Origin of the sequence: Blautia sp. AF34-10, from assembly GCF_003477865.1 — a bacterium.
In the GTDB taxonomy this organism is placed as follows: Bacteria; Bacillota; Clostridia; order Lachnospirales; family Lachnospiraceae; genus Fusicatenibacter; species Fusicatenibacter saccharivorans.
The window spans coordinates 1-22592 of record NZ_QUED01000033.1 but is presented as its reverse complement, the minus strand read 5'-3'; the positions used below and the strand labels follow the sequence as shown (position 1 = coordinate 22592).

Below are 22592 nucleotides of genomic sequence, written 5' to 3'. Positions count from 1 at the left end.
TGCTTCTGAAACGGGAAAATATTGGGCTGAATAAAATAAAAGTTTCCGAAATGGGAAAATATTTTGATGTTCTGCGTATAATATGCCATACTGAGAAAAAAGAAGAAATGGAGTCACACCAGAACAGATGATGTCATCGACTGGCTTTTGGGATGATGTCACTGTGTAAAGACTACCTCAAAGATCGTTCCACCGGACGGGCTGGACTGAACGGTTATTCTGCCGTCATGTACGCGCACGATTTCACGAACCAGGGCCAGCCCAAGGCCTACTCCGCCAAGCTGGCGGCTTCTGGATTTATCTACGCGGAAGAATGGTTCAAATATGCGTTCTTTTAATTCAGCCGGGATTCCGCTTCCGGTATCTTCTACGGACAGGCAGATGTTTTTTCCGCTCCGGTATGCGGTTACGGTAACCTGTCCGCCGAAATGGTTGTATTTGATTGCATTCTCAACAAGATTGTATACCATCCGGTAAATCAAAATGTCACTTCCGACCATCGTGGTATCTTTACAGTTCCCGATCAGTTTTATCTCCTTTTCCTGGGTAAGCGGTTCCAGATCCACCAGTACTTCATCGACGAGGGCATCAACGGCAATGGTTTCATCCCTGCTTACTGTTTGAAGCTCACTCATATCGAGCAGTGTCTTGACCATTTTGCTGAGTCGGCCGTTTTGCTCCGTCACCATTTTCAGTGTTTGTAAGGTGTCGGCGTCATTGCCCGGATGCGGGGTGGAATGGTATAAATCGAGCTGTACCTGCATGACAGACAATGGGGTTCGAAGCTCGTGTGCTGCATTTGCCGTAAACTGTCTCTGGATTTCAAAAGCATCTGCGAGACGTTCCAGCATCTTGTTATACGAAATACGAAGCTGGTTCAGCTCTTTTACTTTGTTTTCTTCAATGCGCGAATCGGCCAGATTCTGTGCCTGCACCTCCTCGATTTTTTCGGAGAACTCACGAATGGGTCTGAGCGCATGGCCACTGATAAAATAGGTAGCGACACCGCCAAGAAGGGCCAATAAGGCGGAAAGGATCAGGCTGTTTCTTTTGTAGTCTGCTTTATTGTTGTACACCTGAACAGAGAAATCCCTGGCAAATTCATCCCACTTGTCCTCCGGAATGCTGATATAGATTTGATCGGAACCGTCTGCGGCACCGTCTCCGCCCTGATCTCCGGCATCATCGCCCCTGGCATCTACGGTCTCCTGCAGGGAATCGATATAATAAATTCCGTTTTTATAGACAAGCAGGGTCAGACATCCACAGATGACCGCAATATACAGGGTAATGATACAGGTAAGTCTCCACTGCAGTGATATTTTTTTCATCGGTCGGACTCCTCTCGTATTTGATATCCTTCGCCTACTTTATTTAAAATCGGATCGTATCCAAGTACCGCCCTGAGCTTTCGGCGAAGAGAAGACATATGGACGCGGATGGATCCGCTGAAGCTGTCCACGGAGGCATCCCAGACATGCTCGATCAATTCTTCCTGGCTTACCGGTCTGCCAAGGTGAAGAAGCAGATATTCCAAAATTCCGTTTTCTTTTCTTGTCAGGGAAACCAGGGTTCCGTTGGCATAGGCCTCTCGTTTGATGGTATCGAATTTGATCCCGCCACTTTCCAGACAGACATCCTTCTGCACAAATTTTCTTCTTGTCAGACTGCGGATCCGCGCTTCCAGCTCCTGCAGATGGAACGGCTTTTCCATATAATCATTTGCCCCGGCATCGAGTCCTTCTACTTTGTCTGCAATCTGTCCTCTTGCAGATAAGATCAGCACCTTCGTTTCTTCGTTTTCCTTCCGGAGTTCTTTTAGAAGATCCATTCCGTCCATGCCGGGCAGATTGAGATCCAGGACAATCAGATCATAATTTTCTGCCAGGATGCATTCCAGAGCCTCCGCCCCATCATAGCAGGTATCTACCTCGTACCCGGCGGCGTACAGACTTCTGGCAACTGTGTCACACATTTGTTTCTCATCTTCCACGATTAATAATCTCAAAATTTTTTTCACCTGCCCATTTCTTAACAATGATTTTACAACAGCTATTGTATAATATCAGAGTCAGCTGGTCAATCAATAAAATCAAAGGAGCAACCACATTTTGAAATGCAGAAAAATATCTCAAATTGTTCTAGTTATCACAGGCATAGCGATGATGGGCTATGGCGCCGTCAGAGGGGAAGCGGCTGCTGTGCTTGGGAAAGCAATTAAATTATGTCTGGAGTGTGTCGGAATTGGATAAGAAAAAGAAGTTACGATCAAAGAAAATAGCCGGAATACGCGGGTGGATCCAGGCAGCGGCCACACTGCTTACCAATCCTCATATCCCCAATTTTTTTCAGGGCAAAATATATCAGGGCAAAGCGAAAACGGTATGCGTACCGGGACTAAACTGTTATTCCTGTCCTGCCGCGACGGGAGCGTGCCCCATCGGAGCCTTTCAGGCGGTTGTCGGATCATCCAAATTTAAGTTTTCCTACTACATAACCGGGTTCCTGATTTTACTCGGCGTGACACTGGGAAGATTCATCTGTGGTTTTTTGTGCCCGTTTGGATGGTTTCAGGATTTGCTTCACAAAATCCCCGGAAAGAAATTCTCTACGGCCAGACTGAAGCCGCTGCGGTATCTGAAATATATCATCCTTGTTGTTTTTGTGATTCTTCTGCCGATGTTTGCAACGAATTCGATCGGGATGGGAGATCCGTTCTTCTGCAAATATATTTGTCCGCAGGGCGTTCTGGAGGGGGCGATCCCGCTTTCCATCGGAAATGCCGCAATCCGGTCTGCACTGGGCAAGCTGTTTTCGTTTAAATTCGGTATTCTGATTACGGTTGTCGTGCTCAGCATCTTGTTTTACAGACCCTTCTGCAAATGGATCTGTCCTCTTGGGGCAATCTATTCCTTATTTAATAAGGTAAGCTTTTTACATATCACGATTGAAAACAGCAAATGTGTCGGATGCAATCAGTGTTCCAGGGCATGTAAAATGGATATCGACGTGTGCCGGACCCCAAATCATCCGGAATGCATCCGATGCGGAGCCTGCATCAAGGCCTGCCCGAAGGATGCGATCCACTATCAGTTTATGGGAAAAACGTGTCAGAAAAAGGACACCGGAGATCAACAGTCAGAGATCAGAAACCATTGATTAGCAGCAGATCACGAAGCATCGAAGGATGATATTGAATTTTTGTTTTTTACATTATACTATCTTAAAAGGAGCCATAATTTATGAAAACCAAAAGAACTTTTATCCCTGTTTTTACACTCAGCGTAGCATTATTACTTACCGCATGCAACGGAAAAGAGGCTGCAGACACAAAGAAAACGCAGACAACCCAGACGGAATCCGGCACAGAAGCTGTTACGGGATCTGTTGCGGAATCCGGAACCGAAACGGCAGGGGCTTCCGGCACAAAGCTGGACGATTTATATCAGCAGGAGAACCAGATTTTTGCAGATCATGCGGATGTATGGAACAAGGTGTTTGGCATGATGAATAAAAGCACGGCTGATCCGAGCGGAAATTATGGGGATTATCTGGCAGACACGGTTGAAGCCAACAAGGACTCTTTTTCAGAGGACGAGCTGAATACACTGACGGATGATATTGCAACGATACGAAAAATCGAGGAACAGATAGCGGAAATGGAAAATGGCAATACAGCATCGGAAGATAGCAACGCGAAAAACGATTCCGAAGAGGCATCTCCGTTCCGAGATTTTTCGGGTCAGGATTATGATGGCAACACAGTTGACGAAAGTCTGTTTTCCAAAAATGCGGTAACGGTCGTGAATTTCTGGTTTACCGGCTGCAAGCCTTGTGTTGCTGAGTTATCCAAGCTGAACGAATTAAACGATGCAATCAAATCCATGGGAGGCGAGGTTGTAGGCATCAACACAGAAACCTTCGACGGAAATCAGGATGCGATCAAAGAAGCAGCAGCGGTTCTTGAAAGCCAGGGTGCGAAATACCGCAATCTTTCCATTGACTCTGCTTCCACTGCAGGAAAGTATGCTTCCGATATTATGGCATTTCCGACCACAATCTTAGTCGATCGAAATGGAAATATTGTGGGAGAACCGATGCTTGGCGGAATCGACAATCAGGAGAATTATGATACGCTGATGAAACAGATCCAGTCTGTGATAGATGCAGACAGCGCGAAGTAAGACGAGAGCTGCGGCGTTTTTGGGAGAGAAAATGGGAGTGCGAAAAAACAAAGTTACGTTTTTTCGCACTCCTTTTCATAACAAGATTTTAAAAAAATACATTTACGAAACGATGTACTGTGCTGTACCTGTCCCGAAAAGCTGCTCGGTGCTTAGAACAAGAGCTGAGGTCACACGGCGATTCCCCACATATATGCACACGTTTTCGGAACCACCAGTAATCCGACCTTTGGTTTTGATAGCAGCCATTTGACAAACAACAGCCGGGTTCCTGCTCTGCGAAAGGGCAGAAAATAAGGAAAACTTTGCGCAATTAAAAGGAGCATACCGCATCAGCGATATGCTCCTTTTGGACTACCTGGGTAAATATTATTCACAAAGCTTGGAGAAAGCGTCAGCTACGAACTGAACCTTTGTTCCAATGATAACCTGTACAGAAGTTTTGCCAGGTTTGATCACACCTGCCACGCCGGCAGATTTGATTACTTTGTCATTCACTGCAGTGATATCTTTCACTTCCAGTCGCAGTCTTGTAACGCAGTTATCAATGCTTGTGATGTTTTCTTTTCCGCCGCAGCCTTCCAGGATTTTAGCTGCGATTGCGGTATAGTTATCGCTTGCCAGCTCTACTTTTTTCTCTGCTTCGAGATCGTCATCTTCGCGTCCAGGAGTCTTCAGATCCCATTTCTTGATAGCAAACAGGAATACGAAGTAGAATACGAGGAATGCTGCGATTCCAAGCGGAATGATCAGCCATATTTTCTGTGCTGCGGGCAGTGAGGATGAGAACAGGAGGTCCATAGCACCGGCGGAGAAGCTGAATCCTGCACGGAAGCCGAGAGCAACTGTGATCATAGTAAAGATACCATACAGTAATGCATAGATTACGTACAGAGCAGGAGCAAGGAACATAAATCCGAACTCAAAAGGTTCTGTAACGCCACAGATGAATGCGCAGACTGCAGCAGAAGCTACCAGACCGATCGCAGCTTTTTTCTTTGCAGGTTTTGCACATCTTACCATAGCAAGTGCAGCACCAGGAATACCGAACATCATACATGGGAAGAATCCGGACATGTACATACCAAGGCTCCAGGTTACATCAGCAGATGTTTCACCAGCCCAGAAGTGCTTCAAGTCACCAAGACCGATCGTGTCAAACCAGAATACATTGTTCAGAGCGTGATGTAATCCGGTCGGGATCAGCAGACGGTTCAGGAATGCATAGATACCGGCACCGACAACATCAAGGCTGACAATAGATTTACCGATTGCTACCAGAGCACCGAACAGTAATGGCCATACCAGTAACAGAACAGCAGATACAACGATAGAAACAACACCGGAAACAATTGCTACACAGCGTTTGCCGCTGAAGAAGGATAACCAGTCCGGAAGCTTGGTGTCTTTGAAACGGTTATAGCAGGCAGATCCGATGATACCGGCCAGGATACCGATGAACGGGTTTTCGATCTTGTCAAAGGCCAGCGTCTTTGTAGCACTCTCAGCGATGGACGGGATGATAGTTGTAACAACTCCGGTAGAAAGAAGTGTTGTGATCATCAGCCAGGATGCCAGAGCTGCGATTCCGCCGGTACCGTCATTCTTTTCTGACATACCGACACCAACGCCGATTGCAAAGAGGATTGCCATGTTGTCGATCAGAGCTGCTCCTGCTTTTACGAGAAACAGACCGATCAGGTTTACTGCGCCCGAGATCTCGCCGCCCTGCATCGTTGCCGGACACAGCCGGTATCCGATACCCATCAGGATACCGCAGATCGGCAGTACTGCTACAGGAAGCATGAGGGCTTTCCCTAGTTTCTGAAGAAATTTCATATATTTCTCCCTCCTTAAAAGATAATTTATATAACTGGATACCTCCAATTAGATACGTGAATTTACCGAATCCACCCAATATACTTACAAAAGCAAGTGCAGAAAAGACATTGAGAGGGCATTTCGCAAAAGCAAGTGAGAAAAGGCTATAAGCGTACATTTCACAAAAGCAAGTGAGAAAAGCCTTCAAGCGTACATTTCATTTCATAAAAGAAGAGGATGAAGATTCATCTGACGAAAGATCAAAAAAAGATCAGGAAATACTGAGAACGGCTTCGTCTAAGGAAACTTCGCCCTCTTTTTTCAAGCTGATTTTCCCGTAATCATCGGTATTACAGATCAGTACCGGAGTGACTGTGTTCAATCCGGCTCCGGTGATCTTGTCCAGATCGACATCCATCAGAAGATCTCCTTTTTTGACCTGATCGCCGGCTGCAACGTGTGCGGTAAACGGTGCGCCCTTTAGTGTAACCGTATCCAGGCCGATGTGGATCAGGATTTCGGCTCCGGAGCTGCTTGTGAGCGTGATGGCATGAAGAGTATCAAATACCATGGCTATTTCACCGTCTGTCGGTGCATAAATTTTTCCCTCAGACGGAATCACTGCAAATCCGTCCCCCAGGATTTTTTCGGAAAAGGTAGGATCCGGGACTTCGGAAAGCGGAACTACTTTTCCTTTGCAAGGTGCGTAAAGAACATTTTCTTTGTTCTTTCCTTTTAGAAAATGAAACATAAAATTGATATCTCCTTTCGAAAATAAGGTGCGATGTTTTTTTCGGGATAGGGATCCGATTTCATCTGTAATTACGTTGAGTGATTTTTTGCGAAAAAATTTGGTATTTTACCCTTTGATCCGTTCTGTTTGACGTAAAAAGTCAACAAAATGCCATTGGGAAAGGAAACAGAGTATTTATTAAAAACAAAATTGCATAATTCTGCACGAACTTCTCAATAGATTATATACATAATAACTGATACGTAAGGATTTGTAAATACTTTTTTTGATATTTATGACAAAAGAATCTACTTTCAAAAGGAGAAAAATCGGTAGTTTAACCAACTAATGCGTTACTGCGATAAAAGAAGAATATACACACATTGGGGTCAGACCCCATTACTGTTGTGGGAAACTTTTGGGCGGTTCCTGTTTTTGGGCTTGAAATTCGAAAAATCTTTATACAATCTTAATGCCATGGAAAAGGTATTTATACGTTTTTAAAACGGAAGTCTCTAAAATAAGGAGGAATCAAAAAGAAGGAGTAAAAAGAGAAATGTGGAGTATAAAACTGCGATACAGGAAACAATGGTCGTCGTTTGAAATTATCATTCTTGGATTTGCGGGGGTAATTCTGGCAGGAGCACTGCTTTTGATGCTTCCTGTGGCTTCGCGGGAAGGAAATGTAACGCCATTTACAGAAACACTGTTTACTGCAACATCAGCCGCCTGTGTGACAGGACTGGCAGTCAGAGATACAGGAAGCTACTGGTCCGTCTTTGGACAGAGCGTGATTTTGCTGCTCATTCAGATCGGCGGTCTTGGTGTGGTTACGATCGCTGTTTCGATTGCGATGCTTTCTGGGAGAAAAATTTCCCTGATGCAGCGAAGCACGATGCAGGATGCGATTTCTGCCCCGAAGGTGGGCGGAATTGTGCGCCTGACGCGTTTTATCCTCAAAGGAACCTTTGGAATTGAACTGTTGGGGGCGTTGTTTCTTCTGCCTGTTTTTTTACGGGATTACGGCGGAAAAGGAATCTGGATGGCGTTGTTTCATTCTGTATCCGCATTCTGCAATGCAGGATTTGATCTTCTTGGAAAAACGGATCATCTGTATCCGTCCCTGACTTCTTATGTGGGAAATCCACTGGTTAATCTTACGATTATGGGGCTGATTGTAACAGGTGGAATCGGATTTCTGACCTGGGATGATATCTATACAAAAAAATACCATTTTCGTCAGTACTGCATGCAAAGCAAGGTGATCCTGCTTACAAGTCTGTTTCTGATTTTTGTTCCGGCGGCTTTCTTTTTCTTCCGGGATTTCGCCGGAATGCCGGTCAAGGAGCGGACGCTCTGCGCATTGTTTCAGTCCGTGACAACAAGAACGGCCGGATTTAATACGGCAGATCTTTCCGGGATGACAGGTGCTTCCCAGGCGATTATGATTGTTCTGATGATGATTGGCGGAGCACCGGGATCAACGGCTGGCGGAATGAAAATTACCACATTTGCCGTGCTGACAGCTAATGCGTCTGCTACGTTCCGTCAGAGAGAGGACACACAGATGTTTGGACGCAGGGTGGGCCAGGAGGTATTAAAAAATGCATCTACGATTCTGATGATGTATCTTTTTCTGGTGCTGATGGGAGGAATGGTGATCAGTGTGGCAGAAAATCTGCCGATTTCTGAGTGTCTGTTTGAGACAGCATCTGCTGTTGGAACGGTTGGCCTGACGCTTGGAATTACGCCGCAGCTCGGTGTTCTTTCGAAAGGAATTCTGATCGCACTGATGTTTCTTGGAAGGGTTGGCGGTCTGACGCTTGTTTATGCTGCGATGCCGGGGAGAAAGAGCGCACATGCAAAAATGCCGCTGGAAAAAATAAATGTAGGATAAGAAGAGAGGAAGAGATGAGATGAAAAATATTTTACTGATTGGAGTAGGAAGATTTGGGAGACATATTGCCATGCATCTGAATCAGCTTGGACATCAGGTGATGGCGGTAGACCGAAATGAGGAACGGATCGACGCCGTGATGCCGTATGTGACAAATGCACAGATCGGTGACAGTGTCAATGCAGACTTTCTGCGATCCCTTGGTGTGGGAAATTATGATGTCTGTATTGTGACGATCGGAAGCAGCTTTCAGGATTCGCTGGAAACCGCGTGTCTTTTGAAGGAGCTGGGCGCAAAATGGGTCGTGTCCCGGGCAGAACGGGATGTACAGGAAAAATTCCTGTTGCGGAACGGAGCGGATCAGGTTGTTTATCCGGAAAAACAGATGGCAAAATGGACAGCGATTCGTTACAGCTCGGATCATGTGTTTGACTATATTGAAATTGACAGTCAGTATGCGATTTTTGAGGTTGAAATCCCGGAGAACTGGATTGGAAAAAATGTCGGCCAGCTGGATATCCGGAAAAAATACGGTATTAATATTCTGGCAACAAGAAAATATGGAAAAACAGATGTTGCGGTGTCTCCGGAGACAGTTCTGAATGGCGATGCTACCATATTGGTTCTTGGTGAATATAAAGCGATCCAGAAATGTTTTCGAATCTGAAAGAGAGGTGATTTCTGTGTTAAGTGTAGGACTGCTCTTCGTTACCCTGGTCGGTTTTTTGTCTGGAGGCGTGCTCGTAGATCAGATAGAGACATTTTTCACGGAAAACAGAAGAGAGGAACCGGAAACGGGACAAAATTTCACGGAAAACAGAAAACAAGAACAGGGAACGGGAGAAAAAAAGATTTCCTGACTATAGCTTTCTCTTCGTTTATGATCTACAATAGGAGGCGGGGTGAGACAGTTGGAAAAAGAAAAACAAAAAAAAGAGCATATCCTGGTGTGTCTGTCCTCTTCGCCATCCAATGAAAAAATTATTCGGACTGCGGCGCAGATGGCACAGGCGTTTCAGGCCGGCTTTACGGCATTGTATGTGCAGACAGCAGAAAAAACAGAAAAAACAGAAAAAACACCAGAGGATCTGGCAAGGCTGCAGAAGCATGTTCGTCTGGCAGAGCAGAGCGGGGCAGAAATTGTAACGACACACAGTGAGGATATTGCCCTGCAGATTGCAGAATACGCAAGAATTTCCGAGGTGACGCGGATTGTCATTGGAAAGAGCATGATGAAGCAGGGCTATTTCCATCAGCGAAGGGTGTGGACCGAGCGTCTGACGGATCTTGTGCCTGATCTGGAAATTCACATCATTCCAGACTCAGACGTGTACCGGAGATATCAGAAACGAAAAAAATTTCCGGAGTGGATGGAGCTGCCTTCCTGGAAAGAACTGATGCTTACGGTTCTGATACTGGCTGCTGCGACCGGAATCGGAGAAATCTTTTTTCGGCTCGGTTTTACGGATGCCAATATTATTACGGTATATCTGTTTGGCGTCATGCTGACATCTATTCTGACCAGCGGTTATACCTGTAGTGTGGTCAGCTCTGTGGCAAGTGTTGTCCTGTTTAATTATTTTATGACAGAGCCAAGGCTTTCGTTGCATGCGTATGGTTCCGGCTATCCGGTGACCTTTGCGATCATGCTTGGCACTTCAATCCTGACCAGTACGCTTGCTTCAAAATTGAAAGAAAATGCAAAGCTTTCTGCACGAGATGCCTTTCGAACCAAGATTCTTTTTAATACCAGCCAGCTTCTGCAAAAGGCAGAGGATGCGTCAGAAATTTTTGATATTACGGCAACGCAGCTGATAAAGCTTCTGGGAAGAAATCTGGTTGTGGCGCCGGTAGAAAAAAAGAAAAACGGCATTGTGCAGGGAACTCTTTATAACGCCGAAACAGGAATAAAATCAGAAAAAGTTTTTAATGTGAAAGAACAGGAAATCCTGCAGTGGGTTCTGAAAAACCGGAAACGGGCGGGAGCTATGACAGAACGTTTTTCTGAAGAACCGTATCTGTACCTTTCCATCTATGCGGCACAGAACAGATATGGTGTGATCGGCATTTTCATCGGACAAAAGCCACTGGATGCGTTTGAGAACAGTATCCTGCTTTCTATTCTGGGAGAGTGCGCCATGGCACTGGATCGGGAACAAAGTGCGAGAGAAAAAGAAGAGGCGGCAGTCATGGCGAAAAATGAGCAGCTTCGGGTGAATCTGTTGCGGACGATTTCCCATGATCTGCGCACACCACTGACATCAATTCTCGGCAATGCAGACTCTTTGATCAGTAACTTTGACGCACTGGACGAAGGGATGCGGAAACAGATTTTTTCGGATATTTATGAGGATGCCGGATGGCTGATTGAACTGGTGGAAAATCTGCTTGCGCTTACGAAAATAGAAGATGGAAGTGTAAAACTGCAGTTATCTGATCAGGTGGTTGAGGATGTAGTACGTGAGGCGCTGCGCCATGTAGAACGGCGGAAAAACGAACATAAAATTACGGTGGACTGCGGGGAAGATGTACTGCTCGCCCGCATGGATGCAAAGCTGATTGTACAGGTATTGGTAAACCTGATCAACAATGCAGTAAAATATACACAGACAGGATCCAAGATCCGGATTACAGCCGGAAAAGAAGAAAAAAACGTATGGATTGCGGTGGAGGATAATGGACCCGGCATTCCGGCGGAGTGCAGGGAGCATGTATTTGAAATGTTCTATTCCGGAAAAAATAAGGTGAGTGACAGCCGCAGAAGCCTTGGCCTTGGGCTGGCGCTGTGCCGTTCCATTGTAAATGCGCATGGCGGGGAACTGGTGCTTCGTGACTGCGCTCCGCACGGCTGTCATTTTCGTTTTACGCTGCCGCTCAGTGAGGTGAATTTAAATGAATAAGACATTGATACTGGTCGTGGAAGACGATACGCAGGTCCACAACCTGATTACGACAACACTGAAAACACACGATTATAAATAACCACATTGGGGTCAGACCCCATTACTGTTTAGAAATTTTGTTCCTGTTTTGGCAATTCTGACACTGCAGACTGTGCTGAATGACAATATCAAAACGGCAGAAGATGTTGAAACTTATCTGGGTCTTAACACCCTGGTCGTTGTTCTGGATTTTGGAAGCAAAAAGAAATCCAGAAGACGAAGAAAAGACTGAACATAAACACAGAAAATTAAAAAGGAGCATCTCCGGTTTCGAACTTGAAACCTGGAGATGCTCCTTTTTCGTATGCTGCAGAATGAAAAATTATTCTCCCGCCACCGTCACATCCCGCAGCAGTACCGCACACGGTACCACGCGGTTGTTTATCTGCTGTGTCTCTTTCGAGAAAGTCAGATTTTTCAGCACATCGTCATAACGGGCGGAAAGTGATCCGCTGGTTGTCGGATGGGAGATGGTTCCGTCGCTCTCATACGCGAGCCTGATCTCACCGCCGCAGGTGCCGCTTACGGCATCCATATCAAACGCACTGAAATCGGTGATTTCTATATGCGGCATGCTGCGCAGCTCGTCGAGTGTTTTCGAACCGCCTTCAACTACCATGTTATTCATGGAAGTAGTATTCTTCATGCCGATATAATGGGCATGCTGAAGGCTGCCCCAGTAGGAGCGGCAGATGCCGTTTTCAAACAGAACGCGCTCGGCTACCGGCATACCGGTTTCGTCGTACGGCGCGTTTTTGGCAGAGCCGTCGAGCGTCGGCACGAGGCGGATATTCAGCGGATCGGCATCTGCGCCGGTGATGGCTTCGCCGATTTTTGCTTTTGCAACGCCCATATACTGATAAGAAGCGTTGGTATGCATGGCAAAATACTGGAAGAAACTGCCGACGGCATTTCCGGTCAGGAGAACATCAGCATGCTCATTCTGGCGGGTCGGAACAGCATTCAGACGCTGGCGGCCGGTGTGGAACATTCCGCGCACTTCGGCGATGATCTTCTCGGCAGATTTGTCGGAGAAGCGGAGATCCTTGTAGATCTCAATCTCATGATCATCCTTGCGGGAGTTTGTGACAACCTCGATCTCGCAGTCAAAGCCGGAGAAGGTGACATCGACACCGCGGGAATTGCGGATGTGTGTCTGCTTCTGGTTGACGAAAATCTCATAGGAGTTTACGCGGGAATCCTCTTCCGCCTTGATTTCCTGCATAGCCTGCACCAGTTTTACGAGTTTAGCGGTAAGATCGCGGGAAGCATCAGCCATGTCGGCGCTTGCCTGGGCATCCGATGGCTCTGCAACAGGGTACCATGGGTTCTGCACAAACTGTGCGGCGAACAGCGCCTGGTCAATTTCCTGCTTCATTTCTTCGCGGGAAATGCCCTGGTGGATCTTTTTTTCTGCGCTTCCGCGGAATTTTCCATCCTCACTGTCGACAAAGACGGTCAGAAACGTATGAGTTACTTTTTTCGCGCGGCTCATGTCGAGCTTCTGACCGATGAAAAATGCCTCGCGGGATTCGGTCTGCTCTTCGCGGATCAGAAAGTCGCTGGCTTTGCTTGTTTTTAATACATCGTATAATTCGTTCATCAGCCTAACCTCACTTTACATTTCAGATACGGGCCGCCATCGCTGACTTTGACCCATTCTTTGTGACCTTTTCCGCACATGCCGGAGCCGAAGAGCTCTTCTTTGTCGGAAACCATGGAGATGCTCTTTAAGAGATCCGGAACGTAGCCGGTCAGGGTGACAGGAGATACGACTTTTCCGGTCAGCTTACCATCTTTGATCTCGCGGCCGAGTCCGACCATGCACTGGATGCCCCAGTGTTTCGGGTCTTCCATACCGGACTGAACGCTTTCGAGAAGATAGCCGTGCTCAATCGAAGCGATCATATCATCGAGTTTGTCTGTGCCTGCGGTGAAGTAGGTGTTGGTCATACGGGAGTAGACTTTGCGCTCGAAGCTCTCGCGTTTTCCGTTTCCGGTCGGCGTGGTGCCAAGGCGGAGTGCGCTTACGAGATCGCTGATGCCGGTAACGAGTGTACCGTGGTCGATGACCGTGGTGTCGGTGCCGAGCGTTCCCTCATCATCAAAAAGATAACTGCTGACCTGCTGTGCGCCGACTGCTCCGTCGTGCATGGAGGAGAGCTGGGAGGCAACAGGCTTGCCGATATACTCTTTGGCGAGTGCGCGGTCTTTGACAAACATATCCATCTCGACACCGTGGCCGAATGCCTCGTGTGCAATCACGCCGGTGACATCCGGTGCGGTGATGACATCGTACATGCCAGGGGTGACCGGATCGGAGTGGAGCTTGTCGTACAGAACGGCGATGATTTCCTCAACAATCGCATCCATCTCATTTAAGATTTCCACGCCTTTCAGGCCGGAGCAGGAACGGTACGACATATTCTGTTTTCCGTTTTCTGTGCCGATTGCGGAAAGGGAGCCCTCCGAGAAAGCGTAGGACTGCATCAGATCCTTTTTGGAGGAGAGGAACAGCTTGTTGACACGGGCAAAGCTGACGGTACTCTGGAATTCCAGAATTCCTTCATGGGCAGCGCCGGCGTTGCAGAGCTTCCGAAGGTGGGAGAGAATCTCCTCTGCGGAGACGGTCTCCGGGTCAATCTCGATTTCATTCTGCATCGTTTTGGTGATGGCTTCTTCCTGCACGAGAGGAGACTCCATCTGCGCAATGCCGAGTGCCTTTAATGCCTGAAATCGGATTTCAGCGCGGAAGTAATTTCCTCCGCAAGATCTGCGGCATCGGTGAGGTTGTTGAAGGAATATTCGGTGTAGGAACCGTCCTGCCATGCACGGACAACGAAGCCGCGTTCACAGAAGTGATAATCGCTGACGCTGGTCTGATGCATGCTGACGCGGTAGGTCGTACCTTTGACATCGGTGCAGAGCACGCTGACGTAATCAAATTCGCGCTCGAGCAGACGGATCAGTTCCTGAATCTGTGGTTTGATTTCCACAAGATAGGATGACATTGGAACCTGCATAAGTCTGGTGTCCTTTCTGGAGCCTGCCGGAGTGTTCGATAGAGAACCTGCGCCGGGGCTCAAAATAATAGAATCCGGAAAAAATCCCGAACATAGTTTCATTATAGAAGTGGGAAATGGAAAAAGCAATAAAAAAAGGTTGACAAAATGAATTTTGATGATATACTTTGAATATCAAAACATTTGAAAAGAAAAATGTTTGAGAATGAAATAAGCAAGAGGACAGTAAGGTGAAAAACGGCAGAATTGCGGGAACCGGTTCGTATGTACCGGAGACGATATGGAAAAATGAAGATCTGGAAAAGATGGTGGAGACGAGCGATATCTGGATCCGGGAGCGGACAGGAATCGGTGCGCGCCACATAGCCGGGGAGGAGACGGTTGCCCAAATGGCAGTAAAGGCGGCGAGAAGAGCGCTGGAAAATGCCGGGATCTGTTCGACAGAGCTGGATCTGATTCTCGTCGGAACCTCCTCATCGGAGAGCATCTTTCCGAATACCGCCTGTCTTGTGCAGGATGAAATCGGTGCCTTCCGTGCCGCCTGTCTCGATGTCAGCGCCGCCTGCACCGGATTTCTTGCGGTGTATGAGCTGGGCCAGCTGTATATCCGGAGCGGCAAGGCAAAAAACGTGCTGCTGATCGGCGCAGATGCCCTGAGCCGCCTGGTGGACTGGCACGACCGCGGAACCTGCATTCTGTTCGGGGACGGCGCGGGAGCCATTGTGCTGACGGCGGAGGAGCAGGAGACAAAAGCGTGCGAAAAGATCCATTCCGATGGAGAAAAAGGCGTGTCGCTGACCTGCGAAAAGGGAACGTATCTGCAGATGGACGGCCGTGCCGTGTTCCAGTTTGCTTTATCCCGCGTGCCGGAAGTCATCCGCGAGGTGCTCGCGGAAGCCGACATGGCGGTCGAAGAGATTGATGCGTTTATCCTTCATCAGGCAAACAGCCGCATCATCGACGGCGTGGCAAAACGACTGAAAGCACCGAAAGAAAAATTTCCGCGGAATATCGAAGCATACGGCAATACATGTGCGGCGAGCATTCCGATTCTGCTGGATGAGTGGAACCGGTCCGGCAGAGCCCAAAAAGGACAGAGAATCGTTCTCTCCGGTTTCGGAGCAGGACTGATCTGGGGCGCGGCGTACCTGGAATGGTAAGAAACGCCCATATAAAATAAGAAGAATAAGAAAAAAAGTGAGGACAAAAACATGTTAGAAAAAGTAAAAGAAACCGTAGCAGAAGCACTGGGAGCAGATATCGATACCATCACAGCGGAGACTTCCTTCAAAGAGGATCTCGGAGCAGATTCCCTGGATCTGTTTGAAATGGTCATGTCCCTCGAGGACACCTGCGGCGTGGAAATCCCGACCGAGGATCTGGAAACGATGGTAACTGTCGGTGATGTTGCAGAGTATCTGGAGCAGCACAAAAACTAAGAAAGATCGGGAAGCAGGAGGAAGCGATTCATGATCACAGAAGTGACAAAATTACTCGGGATTCAGTATCCAGTCATTCAGGGCGGCATGGCCTGGGTGGCGGAGCATCATCTGGCAGCGGCAGTTTCCGAGGCCGGCGGCCTTGGCCTCATCGGAGCATCGGCGGCACCGGCAGAGTGGGTTCGGAATGAAATCCGCGAAGCAAAAAAACTGACGGACAAACCGTTCGGCGTCAACATCATGCTGATGAGCCCGTATGCGGATGAGGTGGCAAAAGTGGTTGCCGAGGAAGGCGTAAAAGTCGTTACGACGGGCGCAGGAAATCCGGAGAAATATATGGAACTGTGGAAAAACGCTGGTATCCGCGTCATCCCGGTGGTCGCTTCTGTGGCTCTTGCAAGACGAATGGAGCGCGCAGGCGCAGATGCCGTTGTGGCAGAAGGATGTGAGTCCGGCGGCCATATCGGCGAGACGACAACGATGGCACTCGTTCCGCAGGTGGCAGATGCCGTAAAAATTCCGGTCATTGCGGCCGGTGGAATTGCGGACGGACGCGGCATGGCAGCAGCCTTTATGCTGGGTGCCGAGGCGGTTCAGATGGGAACGCGTTTTGTCGCTTCGAAAGAGGCCGTTGTGCATGAAAATTACAAGCAGCTGGTGATCAAGGCGAAAGATATTGATACCCGCGTGACAGGCCGCACAACCGGTCATCCGGTGCGGGCGATCCGAAATGAGATGACACGCCATTATCTGGAACTGGAAAAAGAGGGAGCTCCGTTCGAAGAGCTGGAAAAACTGACGCTCGGCGGTCTTCGAAGAGCCGTTGTGGACGGCGATGTCAAAACCGGAAGCGTGATGTCCGGTCAGATTGCAGGTATGGTAAAAGACGAGAAAAGCTGCAAAGAAATCATAGAGCAGATGATGAATGAGATGGAAGAACTTCTGAAAGGAGCACCGGCGCGGTTATGAGTAAAACAGCATTTATGTTTCCTGGACAGGGTTCCCAGTGTGTCGGCATGGGCGCGGATTTTTATGAAGCATGTCCGAAAGCGAGAGCCGTCTACGATATGGCATCCGAGCTGATCGGGATTGATATGAAAAGACTCTGTTTTGAGGAAAATGAACATCTGGATCAGACAGAGTTTACCCAGATTGCACTGCTGACAACCGGAATGGCGATGGAGCAGTCCATCCGGGCGTGCGGCCTTACGCCGGATGTGACAGCGGGCCTCAGCCTTGGCGAGTACAACGCGATTGTGTCCGCCGGCGGTATGGAAATGGCGGATGCGATGAAGGTCGTCCGCAGAAGAGGCATCCTGATGGAGGAGGCCGTTCCGGCAGGCGAGGGCGCGATGGCGGCGGTGCTCGGCATGGAAGCTGCAAAAATCGAAGAGATTTTGAGCGGGATTTCCGGCGCCTACATTGCCAATTACAACTGCCCGGGTCAGATTGTCATCACCGGATATGAGGCGGCAGTGGCAGAGGCTTCGGAAAAGTTAAAAGAAGCAGGCGCAAAGCGGGTACTTCCGCTGAACGTAAGCGGCCCGTTCCATTCCCCGATGATGGAGCTGCGTCCCAGGGGCTGACCGAAGCGCTCGAGGGCGTCGGCTTTATGGAGTTGAAGATTCCGTATGTGACGAATGTAACCGGCCAGTATGTGCGTGACATTGCACTGACGCGCGGCCTTCTGATCCAGCAGGTGGCATCCGGTGTGCGGTGGCAGCAGAGCATCGAGGCAATGATTGCGGACGGCGTTGATACCTTCGTGGAGATCGGACCGGGAAGAACACTGACCGGCTTTTTAAGAAAAATCAACCGGGATGTAAAAGGTTACAATATCCGCACCTATGAGGAAATGCATCAGGTGTGCGAAACTTTATTATAGATAGTGGATTATGCAGCAGGAGAATGAGATGTTAAGTGGAAAAACAGCAGTAGTAACGGGCGCATCCCGCGGAATCGGGCGTGCGATTGCAGAAAAACTGGCGGCGGAGGGAGCCTTTGTTGTCATCAATTACAATGGTTCAAAAGAGGCGGCCGAAACCGTGCTTGCGGGAATCCGCGCGGCAGGAGGAGACGGCTGCGTGATGCAGTGCAATGTATCGGATTTTGCGGCGTGTGAAGCGTGGATGAAGGAAATTCTTGCTTTGTATGGGAAAATCGATATTCTGGTCAACAACGCGGGCATCACAAAGGACGGCCTTCTGATGGGCATGTCGGAGGAAGCCTTCGACCGTGTCATTGAGACAAACCTCAAGGGAACGTTCAACTGCATCCGCTTTGCAGCACGGCCGATGATCCGCCAGAAGAGCGGCTGCATCATCAACATGGCTTCTGTGGTCGGCGTGGCAGGAAACGCCGGACAGGCAAATTATGCGGCATCGAAAGCAGGTGTGATCGGCCTGACGAAAACAGCGGCACGGGAACTGGCATCCCGCGGCATCCGCGTCAATGCGATTGCGCCGGGCTTTATTGAGACCGATATGACGGAGGTTCTTTCGGATAAAGTGAAAGAAGCATCCGTATCCCAGATTCCGCTTGGCCATTTCGGAAAGCCGGAGGATGTGGCAAACCTGGCCGCATTTCTGGCATCCGAAGCGGCAGCTTACATCACCGGACAGGTGATTCACTGCGACGGCGGCATGGTGATCTAAGAAAAGGAGAGTTGGAATGAAGAGAAGAGTAGTCATCACAGGGCTGGGTGCGGTAACCCCGATTGGAAATACCGTGGAGGAATTCTGGAACGGCGTCCGCAAGGGAGCCTGCGGAATCGGAACGATTACGAAATTTGATACAGCAGAATATAAAGTACATCTGGCAGGCGAGGTCAAAGGCTTCGTGGCAAAAGAGCGCATGGATTTCAAAGCGGCAAGACGAATGGGAACCTTTTCCCAGTATGCCGTTGCAGCAGCAAAAGAAGCGTTTGCAGATGCCGGCATTTCCATGGAGAATGAAGATCCGTTCCGCGTCGGCGTTCTGGTGGGCTCCGGCGTCGGTGATCTGAATGCATGCGAGCAGGCGAAAGCCAAAATTGATGCCGGAAATCCTTCCCGCGTCAACCCGTTTACCGTTCCGGTGATGATTGCGAACATGGCGGCGGGAAACGTTGCGATTGCACTCGGCGCGAAAGGAAAATGTACCAGCGTGGTGACGGCGTGTGCGACAGGAACGCACTGCATCGGCGATGCCTTCCGCGCAATTCAGTACAACGATGCGGACATCTGCGTGGCAGGCGGCGCGGAGAGCGCAATTACGCCGGTCGGTGTGGCAGGCTTTTCGGCACTGACCGCACTTTCCGAGTCGGAAGATCCGCTGCGTGCTTCGATTCCGTTTGATAAAGACCGGAACGGTTTCGTCATGGGCGAGGGCGCCGGTATTCTCGTACTCGAGGAGCTGGAGCACGCGAAACAGCGCGGGGCGAAGATCTATGCAGAAGTAGTCGGATACGGCGCAACCTGCGATGCGTACCACATTACTTCTCCATTGGAAGATGGAAGCGGTGCGGCACGTGCGATGGAGCTTGCGATGGAAGAAGCGGGAGTAAAACCGGAAGAAGTTACTTATATTAATGCACACGGAACGTCCACACATCACAACGATCTGTTTGAAACGCGTGCGATCCGGAAAGCCTTCGGTGATGCGGCAGACCATGTGCTGGTCAACTCGACGAAATCGATGGTCGGTCATCTGCTCGGCGCGGCAGGCGGTGTGGAAGCTGTTGTCTGTGCGAAATCCATTCAGGACGGCTTCGTGCATCAGACGATTGGAACAAAGGAAGCAGATGCGGAATGCGATCTGAATTACTGCATCGGCGCTCCGGTGGAAACCGATGTGAAACTGGCAATGAGCAATTCCCTTGGTTTTGGCGGCCACAATGCGGTGCTGCTGTTTCAGAAATATGAATAAAGCGGCATCGTGTTCCGGTGCAGAAAGGAAAATAAGATGGAATTAGATCAGATTTTACAGTTGATTGATAAAGTTTCGGATTCTTCGCTGACCGCGTTTGATTACGAGGCTGATGGGATCAAGATTGCCATGGAGCATGGAAAAGCAGCTCCGGTGCAGGTGCAGATGAGCGGGGTTCCATCCGGCGCCGGTCTGCAGATGGCAGAGATGATGGGCGGAGCAAATGGCGTGACAGCGCAAGAAGCAGCCATGCCGGAGAGAAAAGAAACGGCAGGAAAAAATACAGCGGCTGAGGAGCACAGTGAAGCAGAAGAAGGCGTTTTTGTGACATCCCCGCTGGTCGGAACGTTTTATACAGCTCCGGCAGAGGATGCCGAGCCGTTTGTGAAGGTTGGCGACACCGTGAAAAAGGGACAGGTCGTAGCAATCGTGGAGGCCATGAAGCTGATGAATGAGATCGAGAGTGAAGTGGACGGCGTGATTGCGGAGGTTCTGGTGAAAAACGGCGAGATGGTTGATTACGGAAAACCGCTGTTCCGGGTGAAAGCGTAAAGCCGGGACGAGAAAGGAAGCAGCGAATGAACAGTTTGACAACGAAACAGATTCAGGAGATTATTCCACACAGACATCCGTTTCTGCTGGTGGATTACATAGAAGATTTTGAACCGGGCGAATTCGGTATTGGATACAAATGTGTGACGTACCGCGAGGACTTTTTTGCCGGTCATTTTCCGCAGGAGCCGGTGATGCCGGGCGTGCTGATTATCGAGGCGCTGGCGCAGGTCGGTGCGGTTGCGATTCTTTCTCTTGACGAGAATAAGGGAAAAATTGCATTTTTCGGCGGCATCAACAAGTGCCGTTTTAAGGGAAAAGTGAAACCGGGAGACAAACTTCGTCTGGAGACGAAAATTATCCGCCACAAGGGACCGATGGGCGTCGGGGAAGCGGTTGCTTCGGTCGACGGCAAGGTGGTCGCGCAGGCGGAACTGACCTTTATGGTGGGGGCAGCACAATGATTCGAAAAGTTTTGATTGCAAACCGTGGGGAGATCGCGGTCCGGATTATCCGGGCATGCCGTGAGATGGGAATTCTCACGGTCGCTGTTTATTCGGAGGCGGACCGGGAGGCACTGCATGCGCAGCTCGCGGATGAGGCGGTGTGCATCGGGCCGGCGCCGTCGAAGGACAGTTATTTAAATATGGAACGTATTTTGAGTGCGGCGCTTGTGACGGGGGCGGATGCGATTCATCCGGGATTTGGATTCCTGTCGGAGAACAGCACGTTTGCGCGGAGATGCCAGGAGTGCCACATTACGTGGATTGGGCCGTCGCCTGAGGTGATGGATCGGCTGGGTAATAAGTCTGAGGCGCGAAATACGATGCAGGCAGCCGGTGTGCCGGTGATTCCGGGGACGAAGGAACCTGTTTTTGACTGGGAGACGGGTCTTTCTGAGGCCGACCGGATTGGTTTTCCGGTGATGATTAAGGCGGCGCTTGGAGGCGGCGGCAAGGGTATGCGCATGGCGGAGACGCGCGGGGAGTTCCAGAGTGCGTTTCAGACGGCGCAGAAGGAGGCTAAAAGTTCGTTTGCGGACGGGACGATGTATGTGGAGCGGCTGATTCGTCATCCGCGTCATGTGGAGTTTCAGATTATGGCGGACTCGTTCGGGAATGTGATTCATCTTGGGGAGCGGGACTGCTCGATTCAGAGGAATCATCAGAAGATGATTGAGGAGTCGCCTTGTGTGGCGATTGATGACACGCTGCGGGAGCGGATGGGCTCGGCGGCGGTCCGGGCGGCGAAGGCGGCGCATTATGTGAATGCGGGGACGATTGAGTTTCTGCTGGAGCCGGACGGGAATTTTTATTTTATGGAGATGAATACGCGGATTCAGGTGGAGCATCCGGTGACGGAGTGGGTCACGGGGGTGGATCTGATTCAGGAGCAGCTTCGGGTGGCTTCGGGGATGCCGCTGTCGGTGACGCAGGGAGAGGTCCGGCTTTCGGGGCATGCGATTGAGTGCAGGATTAATGCGGAGAATCCGGCGAAGAATTTCAGGCCTTGTCCGGGGAAGATTACGGAGATGCATCTGCCTGGGGGATTTGGAGTACGGGTGGATACGGCGGCGTATGACGGGTATGTGATTCCGGCGTTTTATGATTCGATGCTGGCGAAACTGATTGTGCATGGGAGGACGCGTGAGGAGGCGATTGCGCGGATGAGGAGTGCGCTGGGGGAAGTCGTCATCGAGGGAGTCGACACTAACGTTGATTATTTGTATTCTATTTTAAATGAAGAGGAGTATCTGGCCGGGAGGGCGGATATTGAGTTTGTGGAGCGGTTGACGGAGAGATTGTAAGAGACGGACGCCGCCCGGCAGTACAGCAGAGGGGGACGGCGCGGTTTCAGAGGAAAGAAACACTAAGGCCTCCAGCATTTGCTAAAACCATTTTCAAAAATCCAAAACCCGCTGTCGCTCAGACAGTTAGATTTTTGAAAATAACGCAAATTCTGGAAGCCTAAGTGTTTCTATAGCAGTCCCCGAAAATAATGCAAAAAATTCAGCACCGCAGAGCGTGAATTACTGCGTCACAGATTTTCGTCGTACCCCGGTACGCCTTCAAATCTGTTCCTTGCAATTCGCGCT

At 49.4% G+C, this 22592-nt stretch carries 22 protein-coding genes and 2 pseudogenes; 17 read left to right on the top strand and 7 right to left on the bottom strand.

The window, feature by feature from the left end:
- Nucleotides 1-158 precede the first annotated feature (158 nt).
- Nucleotides 159-1331 carry a sensor histidine kinase gene (locus DWZ60_RS15335; protein WP_119222013.1) on the bottom strand — a complete coding sequence of 391 codons (1173 nt, stop codon included), beginning with the start codon at nt 1329-1331 and terminating at the stop codon, nt 159-161.
- Nucleotides 1328-1975: a response regulator transcription factor gene (locus DWZ60_RS15330; protein ID WP_022461282.1), complete on the bottom strand. Its 648-nt coding sequence runs from the start codon at nt 1973-1975 to the stop codon at nt 1328-1330. Before DWZ60_RS15330 ends, DWZ60_RS15335 begins: the two co-directional genes overlap by 4 nt.
- Before the next feature lie 133 nt (nt 1976-2108).
- Here DWZ60_RS15330 and DWZ60_RS20990 point away from each other — a divergent pair, with 133 nt between their 5' ends.
- From DWZ60_RS20990 to DWZ60_RS15315, 3 genes are all read left to right on the top strand, one after another.
- Nucleotides 2109-2252, top strand: a complete 144-nt coding sequence (locus tag DWZ60_RS20990) for a CD1871A family CXXC motif-containing protein (protein WP_055218540.1) — start codon at nt 2109-2111, stop codon at nt 2250-2252.
- Complete coding sequence (locus DWZ60_RS15320) at nt 2245-3159, top strand: 4Fe-4S binding protein (RefSeq protein WP_119188548.1); 915 nt, start codon at nt 2245-2247, stop codon at nt 3157-3159. The genes DWZ60_RS20990 and DWZ60_RS15320 overlap by 8 nt, the downstream gene beginning before the upstream one ends.
- Before the next feature lie 83 nt (nt 3160-3242).
- Nucleotides 3243-4184: a TlpA disulfide reductase family protein gene (locus DWZ60_RS15315; protein ID WP_119188547.1), complete on the top strand. Its 942-nt coding sequence runs from the start codon at nt 3243-3245 to the stop codon at nt 4182-4184.
- Nucleotides 4185-4553: 369 nt separating this feature from the next.
- Here the strand turns inward: DWZ60_RS15315 and DWZ60_RS15310 are convergent, their stop codons facing one another.
- Complete coding sequence (locus DWZ60_RS15310) at nt 4554-6023, bottom strand: PTS transporter subunit EIIC (RefSeq protein WP_119222011.1); 1470 nt, start codon at nt 6021-6023, stop codon at nt 4554-4556.
- Between the two features lie 253 nt (nt 6024-6276).
- Nucleotides 6277-6756 carry a PTS sugar transporter subunit IIA gene (locus DWZ60_RS15305; protein WP_119222009.1) on the bottom strand — a complete coding sequence of 160 codons (480 nt, stop codon included), beginning with the start codon at nt 6754-6756 and terminating at the stop codon, nt 6277-6279.
- A gap of 538 nt (nt 6757-7294) precedes the next feature.
- Here DWZ60_RS15305 and DWZ60_RS15300 point away from each other — a divergent pair.
- The 5 genes and pseudogenes from DWZ60_RS15300 (at nt 7295) to DWZ60_RS17360 (ending at nt 11809) form a co-directional block, all read left to right on the top strand.
- Nucleotides 7295-8635 (top strand): TrkH family potassium uptake protein, encoded by a 1341-nt coding sequence (locus tag DWZ60_RS15300; RefSeq protein WP_117804786.1) that lies wholly within the window; start codon nt 7295-7297, stop codon nt 8633-8635.
- A 19-nt stretch (nt 8636-8654) separates the two neighbouring features.
- Complete coding sequence (locus DWZ60_RS15295) at nt 8655-9302, top strand: potassium channel family protein (RefSeq protein WP_117813603.1); 648 nt, start codon at nt 8655-8657, stop codon at nt 9300-9302.
- A 235-nt stretch (nt 9303-9537) separates the two neighbouring features.
- Nucleotides 9538-11535, top strand: a complete 1998-nt coding sequence (locus DWZ60_RS15290; protein ID WP_119222007.1) for a DUF4118 domain-containing protein — start codon at nt 9538-9540, stop codon at nt 11533-11535.
- Nucleotides 11528-11614, top strand: a pseudogene (locus DWZ60_RS20985) (DNA-binding response regulator); the annotation flags it as partial. The gene DWZ60_RS15290 and the pseudogene DWZ60_RS20985, both read left to right, overlap by 8 nt.
- A 51-nt stretch (nt 11615-11665) precedes the next feature.
- Nucleotides 11666-11809, top strand: coding sequence for a hypothetical protein (locus DWZ60_RS17360; protein ID WP_158568324.1), 144 nt, complete (start codon nt 11666-11668; stop codon nt 11807-11809).
- Nucleotides 11810-11899: 90 nt separating this feature from the next.
- On the opposite strand, the gene DWZ60_RS15280 is transcribed toward DWZ60_RS17360, so the two are convergent.
- From DWZ60_RS15280 to DWZ60_RS20435, 3 genes are read right to left on the bottom strand one after another with little or no spacing between them, the layout of a single operon-like run.
- Nucleotides 11900-13180: a metallopeptidase TldD-related protein gene (locus DWZ60_RS15280; RefSeq protein WP_119222005.1), complete on the bottom strand. Its 1281-nt coding sequence runs from the start codon at nt 13178-13180 to the stop codon at nt 11900-11902.
- Nucleotides 13180-14265, bottom strand: a complete 1086-nt coding sequence (locus tag DWZ60_RS15275) for a TldD/PmbA family protein (protein ID WP_330422382.1) — start codon at nt 14263-14265, stop codon at nt 13180-13182. Before DWZ60_RS15275 ends, DWZ60_RS15280 begins: the two co-directional genes overlap by 1 nt.
- Before the next feature lie 35 nt (nt 14266-14300).
- The gene (locus DWZ60_RS20435) at nt 14301-14600 is read right to left on the bottom strand and encodes a hypothetical protein (RefSeq protein ID WP_330422381.1); all 300 of its coding nucleotides are present in this window, start codon (nt 14598-14600) and stop codon (nt 14301-14303) included.
- Between the two features lie 230 nt (nt 14601-14830).
- On the opposite strand from DWZ60_RS20435, the gene DWZ60_RS15270 reads away from it, so the two are divergent.
- The 9 genes and pseudogenes from DWZ60_RS15270 (at nt 14831) to DWZ60_RS15230 (ending at nt 22304) form a co-directional block, all read left to right on the top strand.
- Nucleotides 14831-15760, top strand: a complete 930-nt coding sequence (locus DWZ60_RS15270) for a beta-ketoacyl-ACP synthase III (protein ID WP_119222003.1) — start codon at nt 14831-14833, stop codon at nt 15758-15760.
- 51 nt (nt 15761-15811) lie between these two features.
- Nucleotides 15812-16039: an acyl carrier protein gene (gene acpP, locus DWZ60_RS15265; RefSeq protein ID WP_022462597.1), complete on the top strand. Its 228-nt coding sequence runs from the start codon at nt 15812-15814 to the stop codon at nt 16037-16039.
- Nucleotides 16040-16069: 30 nt separating this feature from the next.
- Nucleotides 16070-17008 (top strand): enoyl-[acyl-carrier-protein] reductase FabK, encoded by a 939-nt coding sequence (fabK, locus tag DWZ60_RS15260; RefSeq protein WP_022462596.1) that lies wholly within the window; start codon nt 16070-16072, stop codon nt 17006-17008.
- Nucleotides 17005-17924 (top strand): annotated as a pseudogene (gene fabD / locus DWZ60_RS15255) (ACP S-malonyltransferase). Before fabK ends, fabD begins: the two are co-directional and overlap by 4 nt.
- Before the next feature lie 28 nt (nt 17925-17952).
- Nucleotides 17953-18693 (top strand): 3-oxoacyl-[acyl-carrier-protein] reductase, encoded by a 741-nt coding sequence (fabG, locus tag DWZ60_RS15250; RefSeq protein ID WP_022462594.1) that lies wholly within the window; start codon nt 17953-17955, stop codon nt 18691-18693.
- 16 nt (nt 18694-18709) lie between these two features.
- A complete protein-coding gene (gene fabF, locus DWZ60_RS15245) occupies nt 18710-19945 on the top strand; it encodes a beta-ketoacyl-ACP synthase II (RefSeq protein WP_055227403.1) in 1236 nt (411 codons plus the stop codon).
- Between the two features lie 36 nt (nt 19946-19981).
- The gene (gene accB, locus DWZ60_RS15240; RefSeq protein ID WP_118666381.1) at nt 19982-20497 is read left to right on the top strand and encodes an acetyl-CoA carboxylase biotin carboxyl carrier protein; all 516 of its coding nucleotides are present in this window, start codon (nt 19982-19984) and stop codon (nt 20495-20497) included.
- Nucleotides 20498-20523: 26 nt separating this feature from the next.
- The gene (fabZ, locus tag DWZ60_RS15235) at nt 20524-20961 is read left to right on the top strand and encodes a 3-hydroxyacyl-ACP dehydratase FabZ (protein ID WP_022462591.1); all 438 of its coding nucleotides are present in this window, start codon (nt 20524-20526) and stop codon (nt 20959-20961) included.
- The gene (locus DWZ60_RS15230) at nt 20958-22304 is read left to right on the top strand and encodes an acetyl-CoA carboxylase biotin carboxylase subunit (protein ID WP_119222001.1); all 1347 of its coding nucleotides are present in this window, start codon (nt 20958-20960) and stop codon (nt 22302-22304) included. Before fabZ ends, DWZ60_RS15230 begins: the two co-directional genes overlap by 4 nt.
- Nucleotides 22305-22592: the final 288 nt, after the last annotated feature.

Bases quoted from the DNA above. Each gene is read 5' to 3' on its own strand.
- DWZ60_RS15335 (WP_119222013.1), bottom strand. From the start codon at position 1,331: ATGAAAAAAATATCACTGCAGTGGAGACTTACCTGTATCATTACCCTG.
- DWZ60_RS15330 (WP_022461282.1), bottom strand. From the start codon at position 1,975: ATGTGTGACACAGTTGCCAGAAGTCTGTACGCCGCCGGGTACGAGGTA.
- DWZ60_RS15315 (WP_119188547.1), top strand. From the start codon at position 3,243: ATGAAAACCAAAAGAACTTTTATCCCTGTTTTTACACTCAGCGTAGCA.
- DWZ60_RS15310 (WP_119222011.1), bottom strand. From the start codon at position 6,023: ATGAAATTTCTTCAGAAACTAGGGAAAGCCCTCATGCTTCCTGTAGCA.
- DWZ60_RS15305 (WP_119222009.1), bottom strand. From the start codon at position 6,756: ATGTTTCATTTTCTAAAAGGAAAGAACAAAGAAAATGTTCTTTACGCA.
- DWZ60_RS15300 (WP_117804786.1), top strand. From the start codon at position 7,295: ATGTGGAGTATAAAACTGCGATACAGGAAACAATGGTCGTCGTTTGAA.
- DWZ60_RS15295 (WP_117813603.1), top strand. From the start codon at position 8,655: ATGAAAAATATTTTACTGATTGGAGTAGGAAGATTTGGGAGACATATT.
- DWZ60_RS15280 (WP_119222005.1), bottom strand. From the start codon at position 13,180: ATGAACGAATTATACGATGTATTAAAAACAAGCAAAGCCAGCGACTTT.
- DWZ60_RS20435 (WP_330422381.1), bottom strand. From the start codon at position 14,600: ATGCAGGTTCCAATGTCATCCTATCTTGTGGAAATCAAACCACAGATT.
- acpP (WP_022462597.1), top strand. From the start codon at position 15,812: ATGTTAGAAAAAGTAAAAGAAACCGTAGCAGAAGCACTGGGAGCAGAT.
- fabK (WP_022462596.1), top strand. From the start codon at position 16,070: ATGATCACAGAAGTGACAAAATTACTCGGGATTCAGTATCCAGTCATT.
- fabG (WP_022462594.1), top strand. From the start codon at position 17,953: ATGTTAAGTGGAAAAACAGCAGTAGTAACGGGCGCATCCCGCGGAATC.
- fabF (WP_055227403.1), top strand. From the start codon at position 18,710: ATGAAGAGAAGAGTAGTCATCACAGGGCTGGGTGCGGTAACCCCGATT.
- accB (WP_118666381.1), top strand. From the start codon at position 19,982: ATGGAATTAGATCAGATTTTACAGTTGATTGATAAAGTTTCGGATTCT.
- fabZ (WP_022462591.1), top strand. From the start codon at position 20,524: ATGAACAGTTTGACAACGAAACAGATTCAGGAGATTATTCCACACAGA.
- DWZ60_RS15230 (WP_119222001.1), top strand. From the start codon at position 20,958: ATGATTCGAAAAGTTTTGATTGCAAACCGTGGGGAGATCGCGGTCCGG.